Source organism: Halomonas shengliensis (assembly GCF_900104135.1).
GTDB lineage: Bacteria > Pseudomonadota > Gammaproteobacteria > Pseudomonadales > Halomonadaceae > Halomonas > Halomonas shengliensis.
In genome coordinates this window covers 16363-31940 of sequence record NZ_FNIV01000009.1, presented here as the reverse complement: position 1 = coordinate 31940, position 15578 = coordinate 16363, and the positions used below count along the sequence as shown (strand labels likewise).

14 protein-coding genes are annotated in these 15578 nt (G+C 56.2%); 12 read left to right on the top strand and 2 right to left on the bottom strand.

Annotated elements, in window-relative coordinates; all coding sequences use genetic code 11:
* Window positions 1–127 precede the first annotated feature (127 nt).
* Complete coding sequence (locus BLP95_RS12820; RefSeq protein WP_089679995.1) at window positions 128–2311, bottom strand: putative bifunctional diguanylate cyclase/phosphodiesterase; 2184 nt, start codon at window positions 2309–2311, stop codon at window positions 128–130.
* A 167-nt stretch (window positions 2312–2478) separates the two neighbouring features.
* Between BLP95_RS12820 and BLP95_RS12815 the strand changes: the two genes are divergently transcribed.
* Both BLP95_RS12815 and BLP95_RS12810 read left to right on the top strand, forming a co-directional pair.
* Window positions 2479–3645 (top strand): nucleotide sugar dehydrogenase, encoded by a 1167-nt coding sequence (locus BLP95_RS12815; RefSeq protein ID WP_089679993.1) that lies wholly within the window; start codon window positions 2479–2481, stop codon window positions 3643–3645.
* A gap of 299 nt (window positions 3646–3944) precedes the next feature.
* Complete coding sequence (locus tag BLP95_RS12810) at window positions 3945–5051, top strand: Wzz/FepE/Etk N-terminal domain-containing protein (protein ID WP_176760290.1); 1107 nt, start codon at window positions 3945–3947, stop codon at window positions 5049–5051.
* Here the strand turns inward: BLP95_RS12810 and BLP95_RS12805 are convergent.
* Window positions 5030–6058: a site-specific integrase gene (locus BLP95_RS12805; protein ID WP_245678752.1), complete on the bottom strand. Its 1029-nt coding sequence runs from the start codon at window positions 6056–6058 to the stop codon at window positions 5030–5032. The two genes, BLP95_RS12810 and BLP95_RS12805, sit on opposite strands and share 22 nt — an antisense overlap.
* A gap of 100 nt (window positions 6059–6158) precedes the next feature.
* Here BLP95_RS12805 and BLP95_RS12800 point away from each other — a divergent pair, with 100 nt between their 5' ends.
* From BLP95_RS12800 to BLP95_RS16725, 10 genes are all read left to right on the top strand, one after another.
* Window positions 6159–6458: a nucleotidyltransferase domain-containing protein gene (locus tag BLP95_RS12800; protein WP_089679989.1), complete on the top strand. Its 300-nt coding sequence runs from the start codon at window positions 6159–6161 to the stop codon at window positions 6456–6458.
* 6 nt (window positions 6459–6464) lie between these two features.
* Entirely contained in the window at window positions 6465–6776 is a 312-nt protein-coding gene (locus BLP95_RS12795; protein ID WP_089679987.1) for a nucleotidyltransferase domain-containing protein, read from the top strand.
* Window positions 6766–7239: a hypothetical protein gene (locus BLP95_RS12790; protein WP_089679985.1), complete on the top strand. Its 474-nt coding sequence runs from the start codon at window positions 6766–6768 to the stop codon at window positions 7237–7239. Before BLP95_RS12795 ends, BLP95_RS12790 begins: the two co-directional genes overlap by 11 nt.
* Before the next feature lie 399 nt (window positions 7240–7638).
* The gene (gene wbpA, locus BLP95_RS12785; protein ID WP_089679983.1) at window positions 7639–8952 is read left to right on the top strand and encodes a UDP-N-acetyl-D-glucosamine 6-dehydrogenase; all 1314 of its coding nucleotides are present in this window, start codon (window positions 7639–7641) and stop codon (window positions 8950–8952) included.
* Window positions 8953–8960: 8 nt separating this feature from the next.
* Window positions 8961–9908 carry a Gfo/Idh/MocA family protein gene (locus tag BLP95_RS12780; protein WP_089679981.1) on the top strand — a complete coding sequence of 316 codons (948 nt, stop codon included), beginning with the start codon at window positions 8961–8963 and terminating at the stop codon, window positions 9906–9908.
* Between the two features lies 1 nt (window position 9909).
* The gene (gene wbpD, locus BLP95_RS12775) at window positions 9910–10500 is read left to right on the top strand and encodes a UDP-2-acetamido-3-amino-2,3-dideoxy-D-glucuronate N-acetyltransferase (protein WP_089679979.1); all 591 of its coding nucleotides are present in this window, start codon (window positions 9910–9912) and stop codon (window positions 10498–10500) included.
* Window positions 10500–11594, top strand: a complete 1095-nt coding sequence (locus BLP95_RS12770) for a DegT/DnrJ/EryC1/StrS family aminotransferase (protein WP_281187380.1) — start codon at window positions 10500–10502, stop codon at window positions 11592–11594. The genes wbpD and BLP95_RS12770 overlap by 1 nt, the downstream gene beginning before the upstream one ends.
* A complete protein-coding gene (locus tag BLP95_RS12765; protein WP_089680136.1) occupies window positions 11588–13066 on the top strand; it encodes an oligosaccharide flippase family protein in 1479 nt (492 codons plus the stop codon). Before BLP95_RS12770 ends, BLP95_RS12765 begins: the two co-directional genes overlap by 7 nt.
* The gene (locus tag BLP95_RS16730) at window positions 13056–14252 is read left to right on the top strand and encodes a hypothetical protein (protein ID WP_143004425.1); all 1197 of its coding nucleotides are present in this window, start codon (window positions 13056–13058) and stop codon (window positions 14250–14252) included. The genes BLP95_RS12765 and BLP95_RS16730 overlap by 11 nt, the downstream gene beginning before the upstream one ends.
* The gene (locus BLP95_RS16725; RefSeq protein WP_143004424.1) at window positions 14249–15574 is read left to right on the top strand and encodes an oligosaccharide repeat unit polymerase; all 1326 of its coding nucleotides are present in this window, start codon (window positions 14249–14251) and stop codon (window positions 15572–15574) included. Before BLP95_RS16730 ends, BLP95_RS16725 begins: the two co-directional genes overlap by 4 nt.
* Window positions 15575–15578 lie beyond the last annotated feature (4 nt).

The following is a 15578-nucleotide window of genomic DNA, read 5'->3' as shown; positions in this document are numbered from 1 at the left end:
CATCCCTCCTACCAGCGGTCCGGGAGCCGTCAGGCGCCTCGTCGGTGTTGCCATTCGAGGATGGCGTTACCTGTAGGAGGGCGGCTTTGCCGCGCGACTGGCGACGTCAGGCGCCCTCGCAGGTCTTTTATGCCAGCGGCTCCGGCCTGCCGAACAGGAAGCCCTGGAAGCGGCGGCAGCCGCGGGCCTGGAGCCAGCGGTGCTGCTCCTCGGTCTCCACGCCTTCGGCGGTGACCTCGAGCCCCAGGCGGTTGGCGAGCGTCAGGGTGGTGTCGACGATGGCCATGTCGGCGGGTTCGAAGGGGATGCCGGCGACGAAGCTGGCGTCGATCTTCAGCTCGTGCAGGCTCAGCCGCTTGAGGTAGTTGAGCGACGAGTAGCCGGTGCCGAAGTCGTCCAGCGCTAGGCGCACGCCGAGCTCGCGCAGCTCGCTCAGCCGTTGGCTGACGCACTCCGGGTTCTGCATCAGGAGCGACTCGGTCACCTCCAGCACCAGCCGCCGGGGCGGGGCGCCGGTGGCGGCGAGGATCTCCCTGAGCTCGCTGACGAAGGTCCCCTCGCTGAACTGCACCGGGCTGACGTTAACCGAGATCGCCTGGTCGGCGAGCGCGGGATCCCTGGTCCAGGCGGCCAGCCGGCGGCAGGCGGTCTCCACCACCCAGCGCCCGATCGGCACGATCAGCCCGGTCTCCTCGGCCAGCGGGATGAACTCCCCCGGCGAGACCATCCCCTGCTGGGGATGCGCCCAGCGCAGCAGCGCCTCGCGCCCCGAGACCTCGCCGTCCTCGTCCACCTGCACCTGGTAGAAGAGCCTGAGCTCGTCGCGCTGGAGGGCGCGGCGCAGGTCCGCCTCCAGGCGCACCTGGCGATTGACCGCCGCCTGCACCGCGTCGTCGAAGAAGCGCAGCCGGTTGCCGCCGGCGGCCTTGGCCTGGCCCACCGCCATGTCGGCCTGTTGCAGCACAGTCTCGGGGGCGGTCGCCTCGCCATCGAACAGCGAGACGCCGATGCTGCCGGTGATGCCCAGGTCGGCCACCTCCGGCGTCTGGGCGGCCACCACGGCGGAGAGCAGCCGCTCGCCCAGCCGCTCGACCCGCTGGGCCGCCTGGTCGGCGCGTTGCCCCAGGCCGTCCACCAGCACGGCGAACTCGTCGGCGCCGAGGTGGGCGAGGAAGGTCGTGGTGCCGCCGAGCGCCGCCTCGAACTGCTCGGAGAGCTGGAACAGCAGTTCGTCCCCCTCGCGGTGGCTGCGGGTGTCGTTGACCCGCTTGAAGCGGTCCAGGTCGATCTGCAGCAGGGCGGTGTAGCCGTGCGCCGCAGGGGGCGTGGCGAGCCGGCGGTGCAGCTGCTCCATCAGGTGGCGCCGGTTGGGCAGGCCGGTGAGGGAGTCGTAGAGGGTCAGTCGGCGGTTGTCCTCGCGCACCTGGCGGATCGCCGCCAGGTGGTCGCGCACCCGCCGGCGCAGCGTCAGGTTGCCGAGCATCGCCAGCCCCATCAGGGCGAAGGAGCCGATCAGCGCCCAGCGCAGCCACCTCGGTACCGGGTGTCCTCCCTCGCCGGAGCGCCAGCGCTCCAGCGCCTGGTGGTAGGGGGAGCCGGGCTGACGCTTCCAGCGCAGGAGCTGGGCGTCGATCCGCTCCAGCAGCGCCGCGTGCCGGCCGGGTGGGGCGGCGAAGAAGAGCCGCGAGGGCTCGAACATGATGGGGCTGGCGGTCAGGCCATAGCGCGGCGCCTGCCAGCCGCCGTAGAGATGGTTGCTCACCACCGCGTCCGTGGTTCCCTGCTGCACGCTGGCGAAGCTCTCCTGGAAGCTCGGCAGCGCCACCAGCTCGGCCTCGATCCCGAAGCTCTCGAGCATCCGCGCCAGGGCGCGCTGCTGCATCGAACCCTCCAGCACCGCGATGCGCCGCCCCGCGAGATCCTGTATCCCCTCGATCTCGAGCGCCGGCTCATGGTAGAGCTGCGACCAGCTGTGCAGCACCGGCTCCTGGTGGAAGGCGAACCGTTCGGCGCGCGCCGCGGTCCAGGCCACGTCCGGCATCAGGTCGAGCTCGCCGGCCTCCAGCAGCGCAAGGCACTCCTGCCAGGCACACGTCACGGGCGCCAACCGCCAGCCGTTCTCCTCGGCCAGTGCCACCGCCAGATCGCCGAAGATGCCGCCGGGCTCGCCATCCTCACCCAAGTGGAGCTTGGGCGGGTTGTGGTAGACGCCGATGCGGACGACCTCTTCCCCCACGGCCGTCGGGGAGGCGGCGATCAGCAGCGCCAACAGGGCGGCGGTGGTGAGGGCAGGGCGGCAGGGCAGGTGCATCCATTCACCGTGGTTGTTGGAGCGGCACACTCAGTTATAGCAGATCGGGCTTCGGGCTTGGCCAAAGCTTGCTTCGCGTGGGCGCGCACGGGCCAGGGCCACACAAGGCGGCGCTCGACCCGTATAATGTGGCGCTGACGCTTCCCTACGACGCGAAAGGACTCCCCATGAAGATCGCCATCGCCGGTACCGGCTACGTCGGCCTCTCCAACGCCATGCTCCTCGCCCAGCACAACGAGGTGGTGGCGCTGGATATCGTCGCCGAGAAGGTGGCCCTGCTCAACGACAAGGTCTCGCCCATCGAGGATGCCGAGATCTGCGACTTCCTCGCCCACCGCGAGCTCGACTTCACCGCCACCCTGGACCGGGAGCAGGCCTACCGTGGCGCGGAGGTGGTGGTGATCGCCACCCCCACCGACTACGATCCGGTCACCAACACCTTCGATACCTCGAGCGTCGAGGCGGTGATCCAGGACGTGATGGCCATCAACCCCGACGCCCTGATGGTGATCAAGTCCACCGTGCCGGTGGGCTACACCGTGGAGGCCAGCAGGCGTTTCGGCACCGAGAACCTGATCTTCTCGCCGGAGTTCCTGCGCGAGGGCAGGGCGCTCTACGACAACCTGCACCCCTCGCGGATCATCGTCGGCGAGCGCTCCGCGCGTGCCGAACGCTTCGCCGAACTGCTACGGCAGGGCGCCGAGAAAATCGACATCCCGGTGCTCTTCACCAACAGCACCGAGGCCGAGGCGATCAAGCTCTTCGCCAACACCTACCTCGCCATGCGCGTGGCCTACTTCAACGAGCTCGACAGCTACGCCGAGACCCACGGCCTGGACACCCGCCAGATCATCGAGGGCGTGGGCCTCGACCCGCGCATCGGCAAGCACTACAACAACCCCTCCTTCGGCTACGGCGGCTACTGCCTGCCCAAGGACACCAAGCAGCTGCTCGCCAACTATCAGGACGTGCCCAACAATCTGATCCAGGCCGTGGTCGACGCCAACCGTACCCGCAAGGACTTCATCGCCGAGCAGGTGCTGGCCCGCCGGCCCAGGGTGGTGGGCATCTACCGCCTGATCATGAAGTCCGGCTCCGACAACTTCCGCGCCAGCGCCATGCAGGGCGTGATGAAGCGAATCAAGGCCAAGGGCATCGAGGTGATCGTCTATGAGCCGGTGCTGGAGGAGGAGAGCTTCTTCGGTTCCCGGGTCATCCGCGACCTCGACACCTTCAAGGCCGAGGCGGACCTCATCCTCACCAACCGCCGCGCCCCCGAGCTCGACGACGTCACCGACAAGCTCTACACCCGCGACCTCTTCGGCAGCGACTGACTTCGGGTACCAAGCATGCTGATGTCGCCCCCAGCAGACATCGGCGGTTCGAGGTTTCACCGATGCGACAGGGGAGTGTAGAGCCTCCCGCGAGAGTCGCGTAGAATGCTGCCGAAGCAAAAATTGCCGTGCCGCATGGATGCTGGCAGAAAGCGAGGCTCCAGACTTACCAGCCGCATGGCAGACTCAGTTGGCCTGAGTTTCACAGGACACCGCAAGGGCATGGGAATCCGCCCGGAGCAATCCCCGGGCGGTAGCGTGCCCGCTCGATGGAAGTAGAGTACCTAAAGGACACCGTAATGAGCACTGACCCCATGCAGGATGCCTACAGCGACGAGATCGACCTGCGCGACCTGGCGCTGATGCTGCTCGAAGGCTGGTACTGGATCCTCGGCACCATTGTGGTGGCGGTGGTGGCCGCCTTCGCCTACCTGGCGGTGACTACACCGACCTATGAGACCCGCTTCCGTGCGGTGCCTGCCCCGAGCGCCAACTTTTCAGGGTTCAGCCTACTCAACGGGTTTACCATTTCGCCGGATGAAGCCTATCGCACGCTTGGCAACCGCCTCTCGAGCTATCAGAACTTCGAGATCTTCGTTGAAGAGCACCGTGATCTGTTCCAGCTCGATGAGAATGCCAATCTTGGCAGAGTGTTCAGTGGCCGCTTGAGTGTCGACGGGCTGAATGCCGAACGCGACGGTCGGCTGGCATTGGATCTGACTTACCGTTACCCGGAAGGCGAGCAGGGGGCAGAAGTTCTCAACGCCTATGTGCGCGCTACGGCCGAAGAGGTGTGGGCTACTCTGCGCAGCCGGTTCGATGATTACAACCGCGCCCAGATCGCACGACTGCAAACCGATCTGGAACTAGAGAAGGAGTCGTTGAAGAGCGCACGTGAGGATCGATTGTTTGCTCTGGAACAGGCTATCAAGGTGGCTCGACGCCTTGAGATCGAGAAGCCGACAACACCACAGCAGTTCGGCCGTCAGCCGTCCGGTAGCGAAGTTATCTATGCCAACATCAACGGCGATGGCTCTCTGCCGCTCTACTTCATGGGCTACCAGGCTCTGGAGGCCGACCGTGACACGCTAAGCGACGCCATCGATCAGGGGCTGAGCAACGGCCAGATTCGTGCCATCGAACAGCATCTTGAGCAACGTCAGCGCATCGCTCAGCTGCTGGATAGTGGTCGCCTCTACGGCGTCGACGAAGGGGTCGAGCCCAACCACACCGAGCGCGTGGTCGATGTGGTCGAGTACGCCTTCCCCCCGGCCGGCCCCAGCGAGCCCCGCAAGGCGCTGATCCTCGCGCTCTCTCTGGTGCTCGGTGGCATGCTCGGTGTGATGCTGGTGTTCCTGGCGCGGTTTGCGGGGAGCCTGAAACGCTACCGGCAGCGCCAGGCATAGAGCCGCGCTTCCTCCACGCCGCCATAGAAGTCCCCGGCGTGGTCCTCGAAGGCATCGCTACGCCGGATATAGCGCTCGAAGGTGCTCTGGTAACGGTGACCGCTGACGCGCTTGATATCCACCGCGGCCTTGCCGCGACGATGCGCCTCGGTGATGAAGCCGGCCCGAAAGCTGTGCGGTGAGAAACCACGCTCGGCCATGCCGGCGGCCTTCAGGTGATGTGTCAGGCGTTGTGCCACCACACAGCCGGTCAGCCGCCCGGCCCCCAGCTTCCCGGACAGGCTGATGCTGCGAAACACCGCCCCGCGCCGAATGCCCGAGGCCGCCAACCAGGCCTCCAGCAGGCGCACGGGGCAGTAGGAGAAGGGTTCCGGCGCGCGGAGGATTGCCTTGGTCTCCTCGGCCCCCTCCTGGTTGGTCTTGCTGCGCCGCAGGGCTACCAGAATCCCGCGAGCCTCCCATTGGATATCCTCCAGGTAGAGCGCCACCACCTCGCTGAGCCTAAAGGCACCGTGGAAGCTCAACGCGAAAAGGGCGCTATCGCGCTTGCCACGCAGGTCGGTGCGATCGATGTGATCCAGCAGCCGATGCAGATCCTCGAGCAGCAGCGGCGGCGCCTCCTTCTGTCGCGTGCCGGCCGAGCGGCGAATGCCGCGCATCACCGCACGCACCGGCATGCTCCTCACCGGCGACGGCAAGTTCATATAGCGGTGCCACATATGCAGGGAGTTGAGGTAACGCTCGAGGGTGGCGGGCTTCTTGCCCAGAGCACGTTGATCGGCGATGAAGTTGGCGATATCGAACTCATCCGCCGGCAGCAGGCCGCCTGCACGCTGATAGACGCGCAGGTCGGCCCGCATGCCACGGATGGTGTTCTTCGACACGCTGTTGGCGATATGCCGGCGTGCCCGGGCCGATAGGCGCTTCACCACCTGGGGCAGGCGCTCAAACTCCACCACCGCCTCATCGGCTTCGATGAGCTCGCCGGGTCGGCTATCACGGGTCATGGCACTGCCTCACCTGACCGGCTGGACTATACTGGATAAGTAATCAGTATAGACGCAGAGGAGGCAACTGCCATGGGCCAGCATCACGGCACAGACGACCATGCGACTGAATCAGCACGAAATCGATGTCATCAAGACGGCTGCTGCCGAGATCTTTGGCAAGAAAGCCGAGATCCGCCTCTTCGGATCTCGCGTTGACGACGCTGCCAGGGGAGGCGACATCGACCTTATGGTCACGGTCACCCAGCCTGTCGAGAATCCGGCCTGGGACTGCGCGCGCCTCGAAGGTTCAATCATCATGAAACTCGGGGAGCAGAAGATCGATGTTCTCCTGGAGGCTCCCGGCTTGAAGCGTTTTCCGATCCACGAGACCGCCAAGGAGAAGGGCATACTGCTGTGAGGGAAAATGCGCCTATCCCTGTCTGACATTGATGCCATCAAGGCAGTGGTTACCGAGATCTGTGGCGAAAGGGCCGTCGTCCGGCTCTTCGGTTCCCGCCTCGATGACACCGCCAAGGGCGGCGATATTGACCTTATGGTGGAACTCGATGAAGCGGTTGAGCATCCTGCGCGCTTGTCGGCCTGGCTCAGTGTCAAAATCATGCGCGCCACGCAGGGTCGCAAGGTGGATGTGATACTGGCGGCCCCCAACCTCGAGGAGTTGCCGATTCACCGTATCGCCCGGGAGCAGGGGGTCATATTGTCTCATGACGCATAATCATCAAGAACGCCTTGTCTTTCTGAACCGGGTCGTCAATAAGGAAATTCAGCACTTGCGGTTTTCTGCTACACGTGTATTTGACCAAGCACTGGATGTCGAACGAGCAGCCAGCCTCGCCACTGATGAAGCTTTTGCCGAAAGGGTTGAGGCGTTTGCAAGCCGTTTCTGCCGACTGCAAGACACCGTTGGAGACAAGCTTCTTCCTCTATGGCTGCAGGCGCTTGGGGAGAAGCGGGGTGCGGTAGTCGATAACCTCGACAAGGCAGAGAAGCTGGGAATGCTGGAGTCCGCCGATCACTGGTTAGCAATACGTCAGACTCGTAATCAGATGATCCATGAGTATATCGAGTCTGCCCAAGTATTGGCCGATGCGTTGAATGCGGCTCACGATTACCAAGAACAAATCATTAGTTTTGCTAAAGCAATGTTAACTGATGCCAAAAAGCGTGGGTTGATCTAGTTTTTCTGAGTCTGGACTCGATTGGCAGCCTTCTCTTATCGTCAATACACTTAAAAATCAATGGGTTAGGTAATGCGCTTTCGCCAAGCTGCGGGACCACCCCGCCAAATGGCGGGGCCTTTGGCGAAACGGTCGATGCCGCCAATTGGCGGGCCCAGGTGTTTCGGCAGAACGCTGCCAGTAGCCATGCCAATAGCCATTCGTCACCCCGTCGCCACTCTTTTGATGACGTCCTGTTTGTCGCGAATTGCTGCGTTGACTTCTTGGCTTAAGTGTGAAAGTGGCTCGCTGAGATGGATCAGGAAGTTAGTCTGCGACGACGCCGTGATTTTATATCTTGATAAATAATTATCTTTGCAAAGGTTAAACTAATGCATAGCTATCACGAGAATCGGTTTTATGTCTAACCCACAGGATGTGCTGATCCACAAACTCCAGAGCAAGGAAGCCGTTATCGGCATCGTCGGCCTCGGCTATGTCGGCCTGCCTCTGATGCTACGCTACAACGATATCGGCTTTCGTGTGTTGGGGATCGACATCGACCAGGAGAAGGTCGACCACCTGAACGCCGGCAAGAGCTACATTGAGCATATTCCGTCCGAGAAGGTGGCCAGGGCGTCCCAGTCCGGTTTTGAAGCCACGACCGACTTCAGACGCGTGGCGGAAGCGGATGCCATCATCCTGTGTGTGCCCACGCCGCTCAACAAGTACCGCGAACCGGACATGAGCTTCGTGATCAACACCACCGATGCACTGAAGCCCTATCTGAGGGAAGGGCAGGTTGTGTCGTTGGAGAGCACCACCTATCCGGGCACTACAGAGGAGGAGCTGCTCCCCCGTGTGCAGGAAGGCGGTCTGGTCGTGGGTGAGAGCATCTTCCTGATCTATTCGCCTGAGCGGGAAGACCCGGGCAACCCGGACTTTGAAACGCGTACCATTCCCAAGGTGGTGGGCGGCCATACCTTGGCCTGTCGTGAGGTGGGGGTGGCCCTGTATGAGCCGGCCATTGACCAGGTAGTGCCGGTCAGTTCCACCAAGGCCGCCGAGATGACCAAGCTGCTGGAGAACATCCACCGCGCGGTCAACATCGGGTTGGTCAACGAGATGAAGGTCGTTGCCGACCGCATGGGTATCGATATCTTCGAGGTGGTAGACGCTGCCGCGACCAAGCCCTTCGGCTTCACGCCTTACTATCCGGGCCCGGGTCTGGGCGGCCACTGCATCCCCATCGATCCCTTCTATCTGACCTGGAAGGCCCGGGAGTATGGCCTGCATACCCGCTTTATCGAGCTTTCCGGTGAGGTCAATCGCGCCATGCCCGAGTACGTGGTGGGCAAGCTGATGGACGGCCTCAACGACCACGGCAAGGCGCTCAAGAGCAGCCGCGTGCTCGTGCTGGGCATCGCCTACAAGAAGAACGTCGACGACATGCGCGAGTCCCCCTCGGTGGAGATCATGGAGCTGATCGAGGCCAAGGGGGCCGAAGTCGCCTACAGCGACCCCCACGTGCCGGTCTTTCCCAAGATGCGCGAGCACCACTTCGCGCTGGCAAGCGTCGATTTGTCTGCCGAGAGTCTGGCGAGCTTCGATGCCGTGGTGCTGGCCACCGACCATGACCGCTTCGACTTCGAACTGATCCAACAGCATGCCAAGCTGATCGTCGACAGCCGCGGCACCTTCCGCGAACCCGCCGCCCATATCATCAAGGCCTGAGGAAGAGAATGAAGAACTTTGCCCTGATCGGCGCCGCCGGTTATATCGCCCCGCGCCACATGAAGGCGATCAAGGAAACCGGTAACCACCTGGCGGTGGGCTACGACATCAACGACTCTGTGGGCATCATCGACTCCATTTCACCCCAGAGCGAGTTCTTTACCGAGTTCGAGCGCTTTCAGGAGCACGCCTGGCGGCTCAAGCGCAACCCCGAGACCGCGTTGGACTACGTGGCGGTCTGCTCGCCCAACTACCTGCACCACGCCCATATCGCCGCCGGCCTGCGCTTGGGCTGCGACGTGATCTGCGAGAAGCCCCTGGTGCCGACGCCTGAGCTTCTCGATGAGCTGACAGTGATCGAACAGGAGACCGGCAAGCGGGTCTACAACATCCTGCAGCTGCGCCACCACCAGGCGATCCTCGACCTGAAGCAGAAGGTGGAGCAGGAGTCACGCAGCGACAAGCATGAGGTGGAACTCACCTACATCACCTCACGCGGCAAGTGGTACATGGAGAGCTGGAAGGGCGACCCGCGCAAGTCCTTCGGCGTGGCCACCAACATCGGCGTGCACTTCTTCGACATGCTGCACTTCATCTTCGGCAAGTTGCAGAAGAACGTGTTGCACTACGCCAGCAACGACAAGGCCTCCGGCTACCTGGAGTACGAGAAGGCGCGAGTGCCCTGGTTCCTCTCCATCGACGCCGGCGACCTGCCCGAAAGCGTCAAGGGCAAGCAACCTACCTATCGTTCCATCACCGTGGATGGCGAGGAGATCGAGTTCTCCGGCGGCTTTACCGACCTGCACACGGTGAGCTATCAGGAGATTCTCGCAGGGCGCGGCTACGGCATCGAGGACGCACGCCACTGCATCGAGACCGTGAACACCATCCGTGCCGCACAGCCGAAGGCCCCGGAGGCCGGTGAAGCCCACCCTTTCCTAAACAGGGTGGTGTGAGATGAGTGTCACCAACGTGAAGATCCACGACTCCGCCATCGTTGACGATGGGGCTCAGATCGGCGAAGGCTCCCGCGTCTGGCATTTCGTGCATGTGTGCGGCGGTGCTCGGATAGGCAAGGGCGTCTCGCTCGGCCAGAACGTTTTCGTGGGCAACAAGGTCATTATCAGCGACTACTGCAAGGTGCAGAACAACGTCTCCGTGTACGACAATGTGCATCTGGAAGAGGGAGTCTTCTGCGGCCCTAGTATGGTGTTCACCAACGTCTACAACCCGCGCTCATTGATCGAGCGCAAGGACGAATACCGCGACACTCTGGTGAAGAAGGGCGCCACCCTGGGCGCCAACTGCACCATTGTCTGCGGTGTGACCATCGGTGAATACGCCTTCATCGGTGCGGGCGCAGTCATTAACAAGGATGTGCCGGCCTATGCGCTGACGGTCGGCGTGCCGGCACGACAGATCGGTTGGATGAGCCAATACGGCGAACAGCTCAAGCTGCCGCTGGAGGGGCAGGGGGAGGCGGTGTGCCAGCATACCGGCGAGCGCTATGTACTGGAGGGAAAGCAGTTGAGGAGGATTGCCTCATGATGCCGTTTATCGACCTCGCCGCTCAGCAGGAGCGCATCAAGGACAAGATCGATGCCGGCATCCAGCGAGTTCTCGCCCATGGCAAGTACATCCTTGGGCCCGAGGTCGCCGAGCTCGAAGAGAAGCTGGCCGCCTACACCGGCGCCAAATACTGCATCACCTGCGCCAATGGCACCGATGCGCTGCAGATCGCCCAGATGGCACTGGGCATCGGCCCGGGTGACGAGGTGATTACTCCTGGCTTCACCTACATCGCTACTGCCGAGACGGTGGCCCTGCTGGGTGCCAAGCCGGTCTATGTGGATATCGACCCACGCACATACAATCTCGACCCGACCCTGCTGGAAGCAGCGATCACGCCGCGCACCAAGGCCATTATTCCGGTATCGCTCTACGGCCAGTGTGCAGATATGGATGCCATCAATGCCATTGCCGAGAAACATGGCATACCGGTCATTGAGGACGCTGCTCAGAGCTTCGGCGCCACCTACAAGGGCCGCAAGTCCTGCAACCTGAGCACCATCGCCACCACCAGCTTCTTCCCCAGCAAGCCGCTTGGCTGCTATGGCGACGGCGGGGCCATCTTCACCAACGATGAAGAACTGGCCACAATCCTCCGCCAGATCGCCCGCCACGGCCAGGATAGGCGCTACCATCACATCCGCGTAGGGGTGAACAGCCGGCTGGACACTTTGCAGGCGGCGATTCTGTTACCCAAGCTGGAAATCTTCGATGACGAGCTGGTAAAGCGTCAACACGCGGCGGAGCGCTACACGCAACTTATTAACGAAGCTGGTAGCATCACGACACCCCATATTGAGGCGTACAATAGAAGCGCTTGGGCCCAATACACTATTCGTGTAGAGAGCCGAGAAACAGTGCAATTAGCGCTCAAAGAAGAAGGAATCCCGACGTCCGTGCATTACCCTATACCGCTTAATCATCAGCCGGCGGTAAAAGATTGCCAAGCAAATCTTCCGGAAGGTGGTTGTGCCGCAGAGAAAGTGATTTCTTTGCCGTTGCATCCATATATGGGGAATGGTGAGTTAAATACGGTTGTTTCTTCGTTGAAGTCGGCTACAAAAAAATGCTGAACTTTGTTAAAAACAAAATGATTAATATTTTTCCTAAAAACCGCTTCGCAAGAAGTGTTTCTGTTTTAGCAGGCGGTACGGTAGCAGGTCAAATTATTGCAGTAGCAGCCTCGCCGATCCTAACCCGGCTCTATAGTCCTGAACACTTTGGGCTTCTTGCTGTTTATAGTTCTTTATTAACCTTGCTTGGTGTGATTGTTACGCTCCGATATCATTTGGCCATTCCTCTTCCACAAGAAGAACAAGAAGCAAAGTCTTTAGTGATAATTTCATTGATCTTTTCTTTTGTCACGGCGCTATTAGTGAGCCTTGGAGTTTGGTTCTTTTCTGAAAAATTAGCTTTATTGCTCAATACACCTTCCCTAGCTTCCTATGCCTTCCTGCTCCCGGTTGGAATGATTCTATTAGGTATCTATCAAACATTGTCGTACTGGAGCATAAGGAAAAAAAAGTATAAAGACATATCTAAAACAAAATTTACTCAAGCCGGCAGCATGGCGTTGATTCAAATTTCTGGATCTTCGTTCGGCCCTATAGCTCTTATTCTTGGACAAATTGTGGGACAGGCTGCGGGAGCGGCAAAACTAGCCAAAGGGCTGATTCAGCACCACTCAAATCATAAGATGAGCATTAGGCTAACATTTTTCATTGCACTTAAAAACCATTGGCGGTTCCCGTTATTTAGCACATGGGGCGGTTTGTTTAATGCGGCATCTAGCAATGCTCCACTTATATTATTTCCTGCTCTTTTTTCTCCAGCCATAGCTGGGTATTATTTCCTCGCTCAAAGGATAATGTTGACACCAATTCGGCTTGTTGGTCTTTCTGTTGCACAAGTGTTTTATGGAAGTTTGGAAGAACGTATAAGAGAGAACAATCTCTCTGATGTAGTTATAAAAACGCATAAAGTTTTAGTGATGGTCTCTTTGGCGCCTGCACTCCTTCTTTTGGCTGGGGGGCAAGAAATATTCACGATATTTTTCGGTAAAGATTTTGCGCAAGCAGGATATTTTGCACAGTTGTTAGCACCCTGGATGTACTTTGAATTGACAACAGCTCCAATAAAAAAGACGCTTACTGCGGTAAACCACCAGTTTATTGAAAGCCTGTGGGAAATATCAGTTTTTTCTTTCCGCGTTGCATCTATAATAATTGGCGCATTTCTCGAATCTGTTGAGATTGCCATAGTTCTTCTGTCACTTTTCTCGAGCATCCATTACGCAGTGTTACTATACATTGTAAACTATCTAACCTCAAGCAGGCTGCAAGTAATCTATTGGCAGAAAACAACATTCTTTTTTAAGTTATCTTTTGGCACATCGCTACTAGCCGTATTGGCTTGCCACTCGACTGTTGTGAAAAATGGCGATGTGATAATCGGTTTTTTCGGTATTACAATTGCTTTATTTTTGATCTCTTTAAGAGAGCTAAAAGTGAACATGGAAAAAATACGTACTAACGATGAATATTGATTATGAACTAAAATTGCAAATATTGCTTCGAGACCTTCATGCTATTGATTATGAAGGGCTTGATCCATCGACTATCCGTTTTAGTCCCCTTGTACTGCGCTTGGCGGGGAAAGAAAGCAACACGATTTATGCAAAGCTAAGACGATCAATCGTCTATCGGAGTTTGACATATTTCGGTCATCGTTTGGCACCTGAAAAATGGGCTCCAAAAGCTAGGTTACCAAAGTGTTTGGCACTAGCGGCTCTTGCAAATATGCTTCATGATGAGTCAAAAGTTAGCCAGGAGCGAGCAAGATGGCTTCTTTCAGAACTCAATAAGGAAAGATTAAAAGATAAGTTTACGTGGAGCCATGGCTTCCCGTATAGCATTCAAGGGGCAGAGATTTTAGCAAAAACCCCTAACCTAGTAACTACATATTTTTGCTATTTGGCTTATCATACAGCAGAATATTGTGGCGTTAAAGATTTACCTGATGAAGTTAATTGGAAAAAAATCGCAATAAATTCTCTTAGTGTGTTCCCAACTAGAGTCTATAATGATTTACCCTTTTACATGTATACTCCCAATTCCGGCTACTTTGTACACAACGCAAACTTAATGGCGGTAGAAATGGGGGCTGCATTGAAGGCCTGCGGTAACTGTATTCCTAATGAGGTGGAAGGAGCTCTTCTTCACTCAATAGAGCATTTTGAGAAATCCGAGTCATTTCCCTATTCTGCACCTCCTTCAAAAAATATTACAGAAGATAATTACCATACTGGGTATGTCCTTCGTTCCTTAGATCGAATAAAAAAATTCGATGCCTATCCTCAGTATGCAGAAAGGATAGATAAAATCCTACGGATGGGGTGTAGACGGTATGTTGATATGTTTATAAAAAATAATAAAGTTATGCGGGATAGCCAGTCTATCGATACTCACAGCTTGGCCGAAAGCTTGCTTTTTTTGGATAGATTTAGAGGAATGCTAAGTACAGAGCAGGTGGAGAAGCTAGAAAAAGCAATCGAATGCACAAACCAAAAACTTTGGGATAAAAAATCAAAAAAATATAAAAATAAATTATTATTAATTCCGAAGACTAAAATTGCAGTTACAGATAAAACAAGTTATCCGAGATGGAGCCAAGCTTGGATGGCATTTGCTTACGCACAAAGTTTGGCACCAGTTAGTAGAAAAATGCTATGACGATATTGTTTTTACTTGTCTGGGCGGCAACCCTTTTTATATTTATTTTTATCACAAAAGCTACAAAATTGACAATTGGCAAGATCAGTGAAATACAAATATTTTTATCTTTGACTGTTTTGATGTCATTTCTTGGATATCCAATACTTTATTTTAAGTTAGATGATTACCGAGTCATGACTGGCATTACAGATATAAAAATTATTGTAACAGCAATGTTGGCTGCTTCATGGTCTTTAATAGGAGCTATACTAGCTTATGGCATTCTTGACTCTATTTCAAGGAAAAAAAGATTTTTAAACTATCCCGTAAAAGATGAAGAAAACGAGAATATAAATGCACTGACTCCTATTTTTTTGTTTTGGTCTTTAATATTTTCAGTTGTCTTGTTTGTCACCTATGTCTATATAAGCAAAATAGACAGCTTAGCAATATTAGAATCATTAAGTGGAAAAAGTGTTGCTCAATCACGTAGCAATATGACTAATAATTTCTCTGGTTCTTATCATTGGTATAGTTTGTTTTTTTATGATTTAAGTTGGGTTTGTTCATTGGCCCTTTATGCTTTAGCCTTGACATATCGATCAGTGTTCGGTTGGTTTTTATTCTCAATTTTTTTCTTATGTACTTCTTTTTTTCTTACAATGACAGCGCAAAAAGCTCCATTTGTTTTCTTTTTAGCAACAATCTTTTTAGTACATTCATACTTGCGATCAGGAAAAATGTTATCAACAGCAAAGATGCTTTCTATGAGCCTGGTTTCTTTGGCAGCAGTTTTGATAATGTACATATTGTTTATGGGTAGTGGAAGCTTTATTTCAGCACTGTCATCTACAGCCTCTAGAGCACTTACAGGACAGTTAAGCGGTGCTTATAATTATCTTTGGATATTTCCAGAAAAAGTAGATTATCTCTTGGGTAGGAGCTTCCCTAATCCTAGCGGAATATTCCCTTTTGATCACTATCAAATTACCACTGAGGTAATGAAAATAGTCAATCCTCATTTCGCGGAGCGGGGGGTGGTGGGCTCTCAACCAACGATGTATTGGGGGGAAGCATATGCTAACTTTGGGTGGGTGGGAGTATTAGTCGCTCCCTTGTATGTCGGCGCTTACTTCTTTTTCTGGAAGTGGTGTATAGGTTTTATTGTCAGACCGCACATAAAAGCAGTTGCTACCGTCTGGATTGGTTTGCAACTTGGTAGGTTTGCTTTCAGTGGCTTCAGTTGGTCAATGTTTCCAGTGACACTTGTGGCTGGTTTTTTGTTGCTAATCACAGCAGATCGCCTATCGAAAGCCAATATAAAGTATAGTCATTTTTAATAGC

What these genes read in the sequence shown, in the direction of transcription:
- wbpD (WP_089679979.1), top strand. Translation starts at nt 9,910, where the DNA reads ATGAGTGTCACCAACGTGAAGATCCACGACTCCGCCATCGTTGACGAT.
- BLP95_RS12805 (WP_245678752.1), bottom strand. Translation starts at nt 6,058, where the DNA reads ATGACCCGTGATAGCCGACCCGGCGAGCTCATCGAAGCCGATGAGGCG.
- BLP95_RS16725 (WP_143004424.1), top strand. Translation starts at nt 14,249, where the DNA reads ATGACGATATTGTTTTTACTTGTCTGGGCGGCAACCCTTTTTATATTT.
- wbpA (WP_089679983.1), top strand. Translation starts at nt 7,639, where the DNA reads ATGTCTAACCCACAGGATGTGCTGATCCACAAACTCCAGAGCAAGGAA.
- BLP95_RS12780 (WP_089679981.1), top strand. Translation starts at nt 8,961, where the DNA reads ATGAAGAACTTTGCCCTGATCGGCGCCGCCGGTTATATCGCCCCGCGC.
- BLP95_RS12765 (WP_089680136.1), top strand. Translation starts at nt 11,588, where the DNA reads ATGCTGAACTTTGTTAAAAACAAAATGATTAATATTTTTCCTAAAAAC.
- BLP95_RS16730 (WP_143004425.1), top strand. Translation starts at nt 13,056, where the DNA reads ATGAATATTGATTATGAACTAAAATTGCAAATATTGCTTCGAGACCTT.
- BLP95_RS12770 (WP_281187380.1), top strand. Translation starts at nt 10,500, where the DNA reads ATGCCGTTTATCGACCTCGCCGCTCAGCAGGAGCGCATCAAGGACAAG.
- BLP95_RS12820 (WP_089679995.1), bottom strand. Translation starts at nt 2,311, where the DNA reads ATGCACCTGCCCTGCCGCCCTGCCCTCACCACCGCCGCCCTGTTGGCG.
- BLP95_RS12815 (WP_089679993.1), top strand. Translation starts at nt 2,479, where the DNA reads ATGAAGATCGCCATCGCCGGTACCGGCTACGTCGGCCTCTCCAACGCC.
- BLP95_RS12795 (WP_089679987.1), top strand. Translation starts at nt 6,465, where the DNA reads ATGCGCCTATCCCTGTCTGACATTGATGCCATCAAGGCAGTGGTTACC.
- BLP95_RS12800 (WP_089679989.1), top strand. Translation starts at nt 6,159, where the DNA reads ATGCGACTGAATCAGCACGAAATCGATGTCATCAAGACGGCTGCTGCC.
- BLP95_RS12790 (WP_089679985.1), top strand. Translation starts at nt 6,766, where the DNA reads ATGACGCATAATCATCAAGAACGCCTTGTCTTTCTGAACCGGGTCGTC.
- BLP95_RS12810 (WP_176760290.1), top strand. Translation starts at nt 3,945, where the DNA reads ATGAGCACTGACCCCATGCAGGATGCCTACAGCGACGAGATCGACCTG.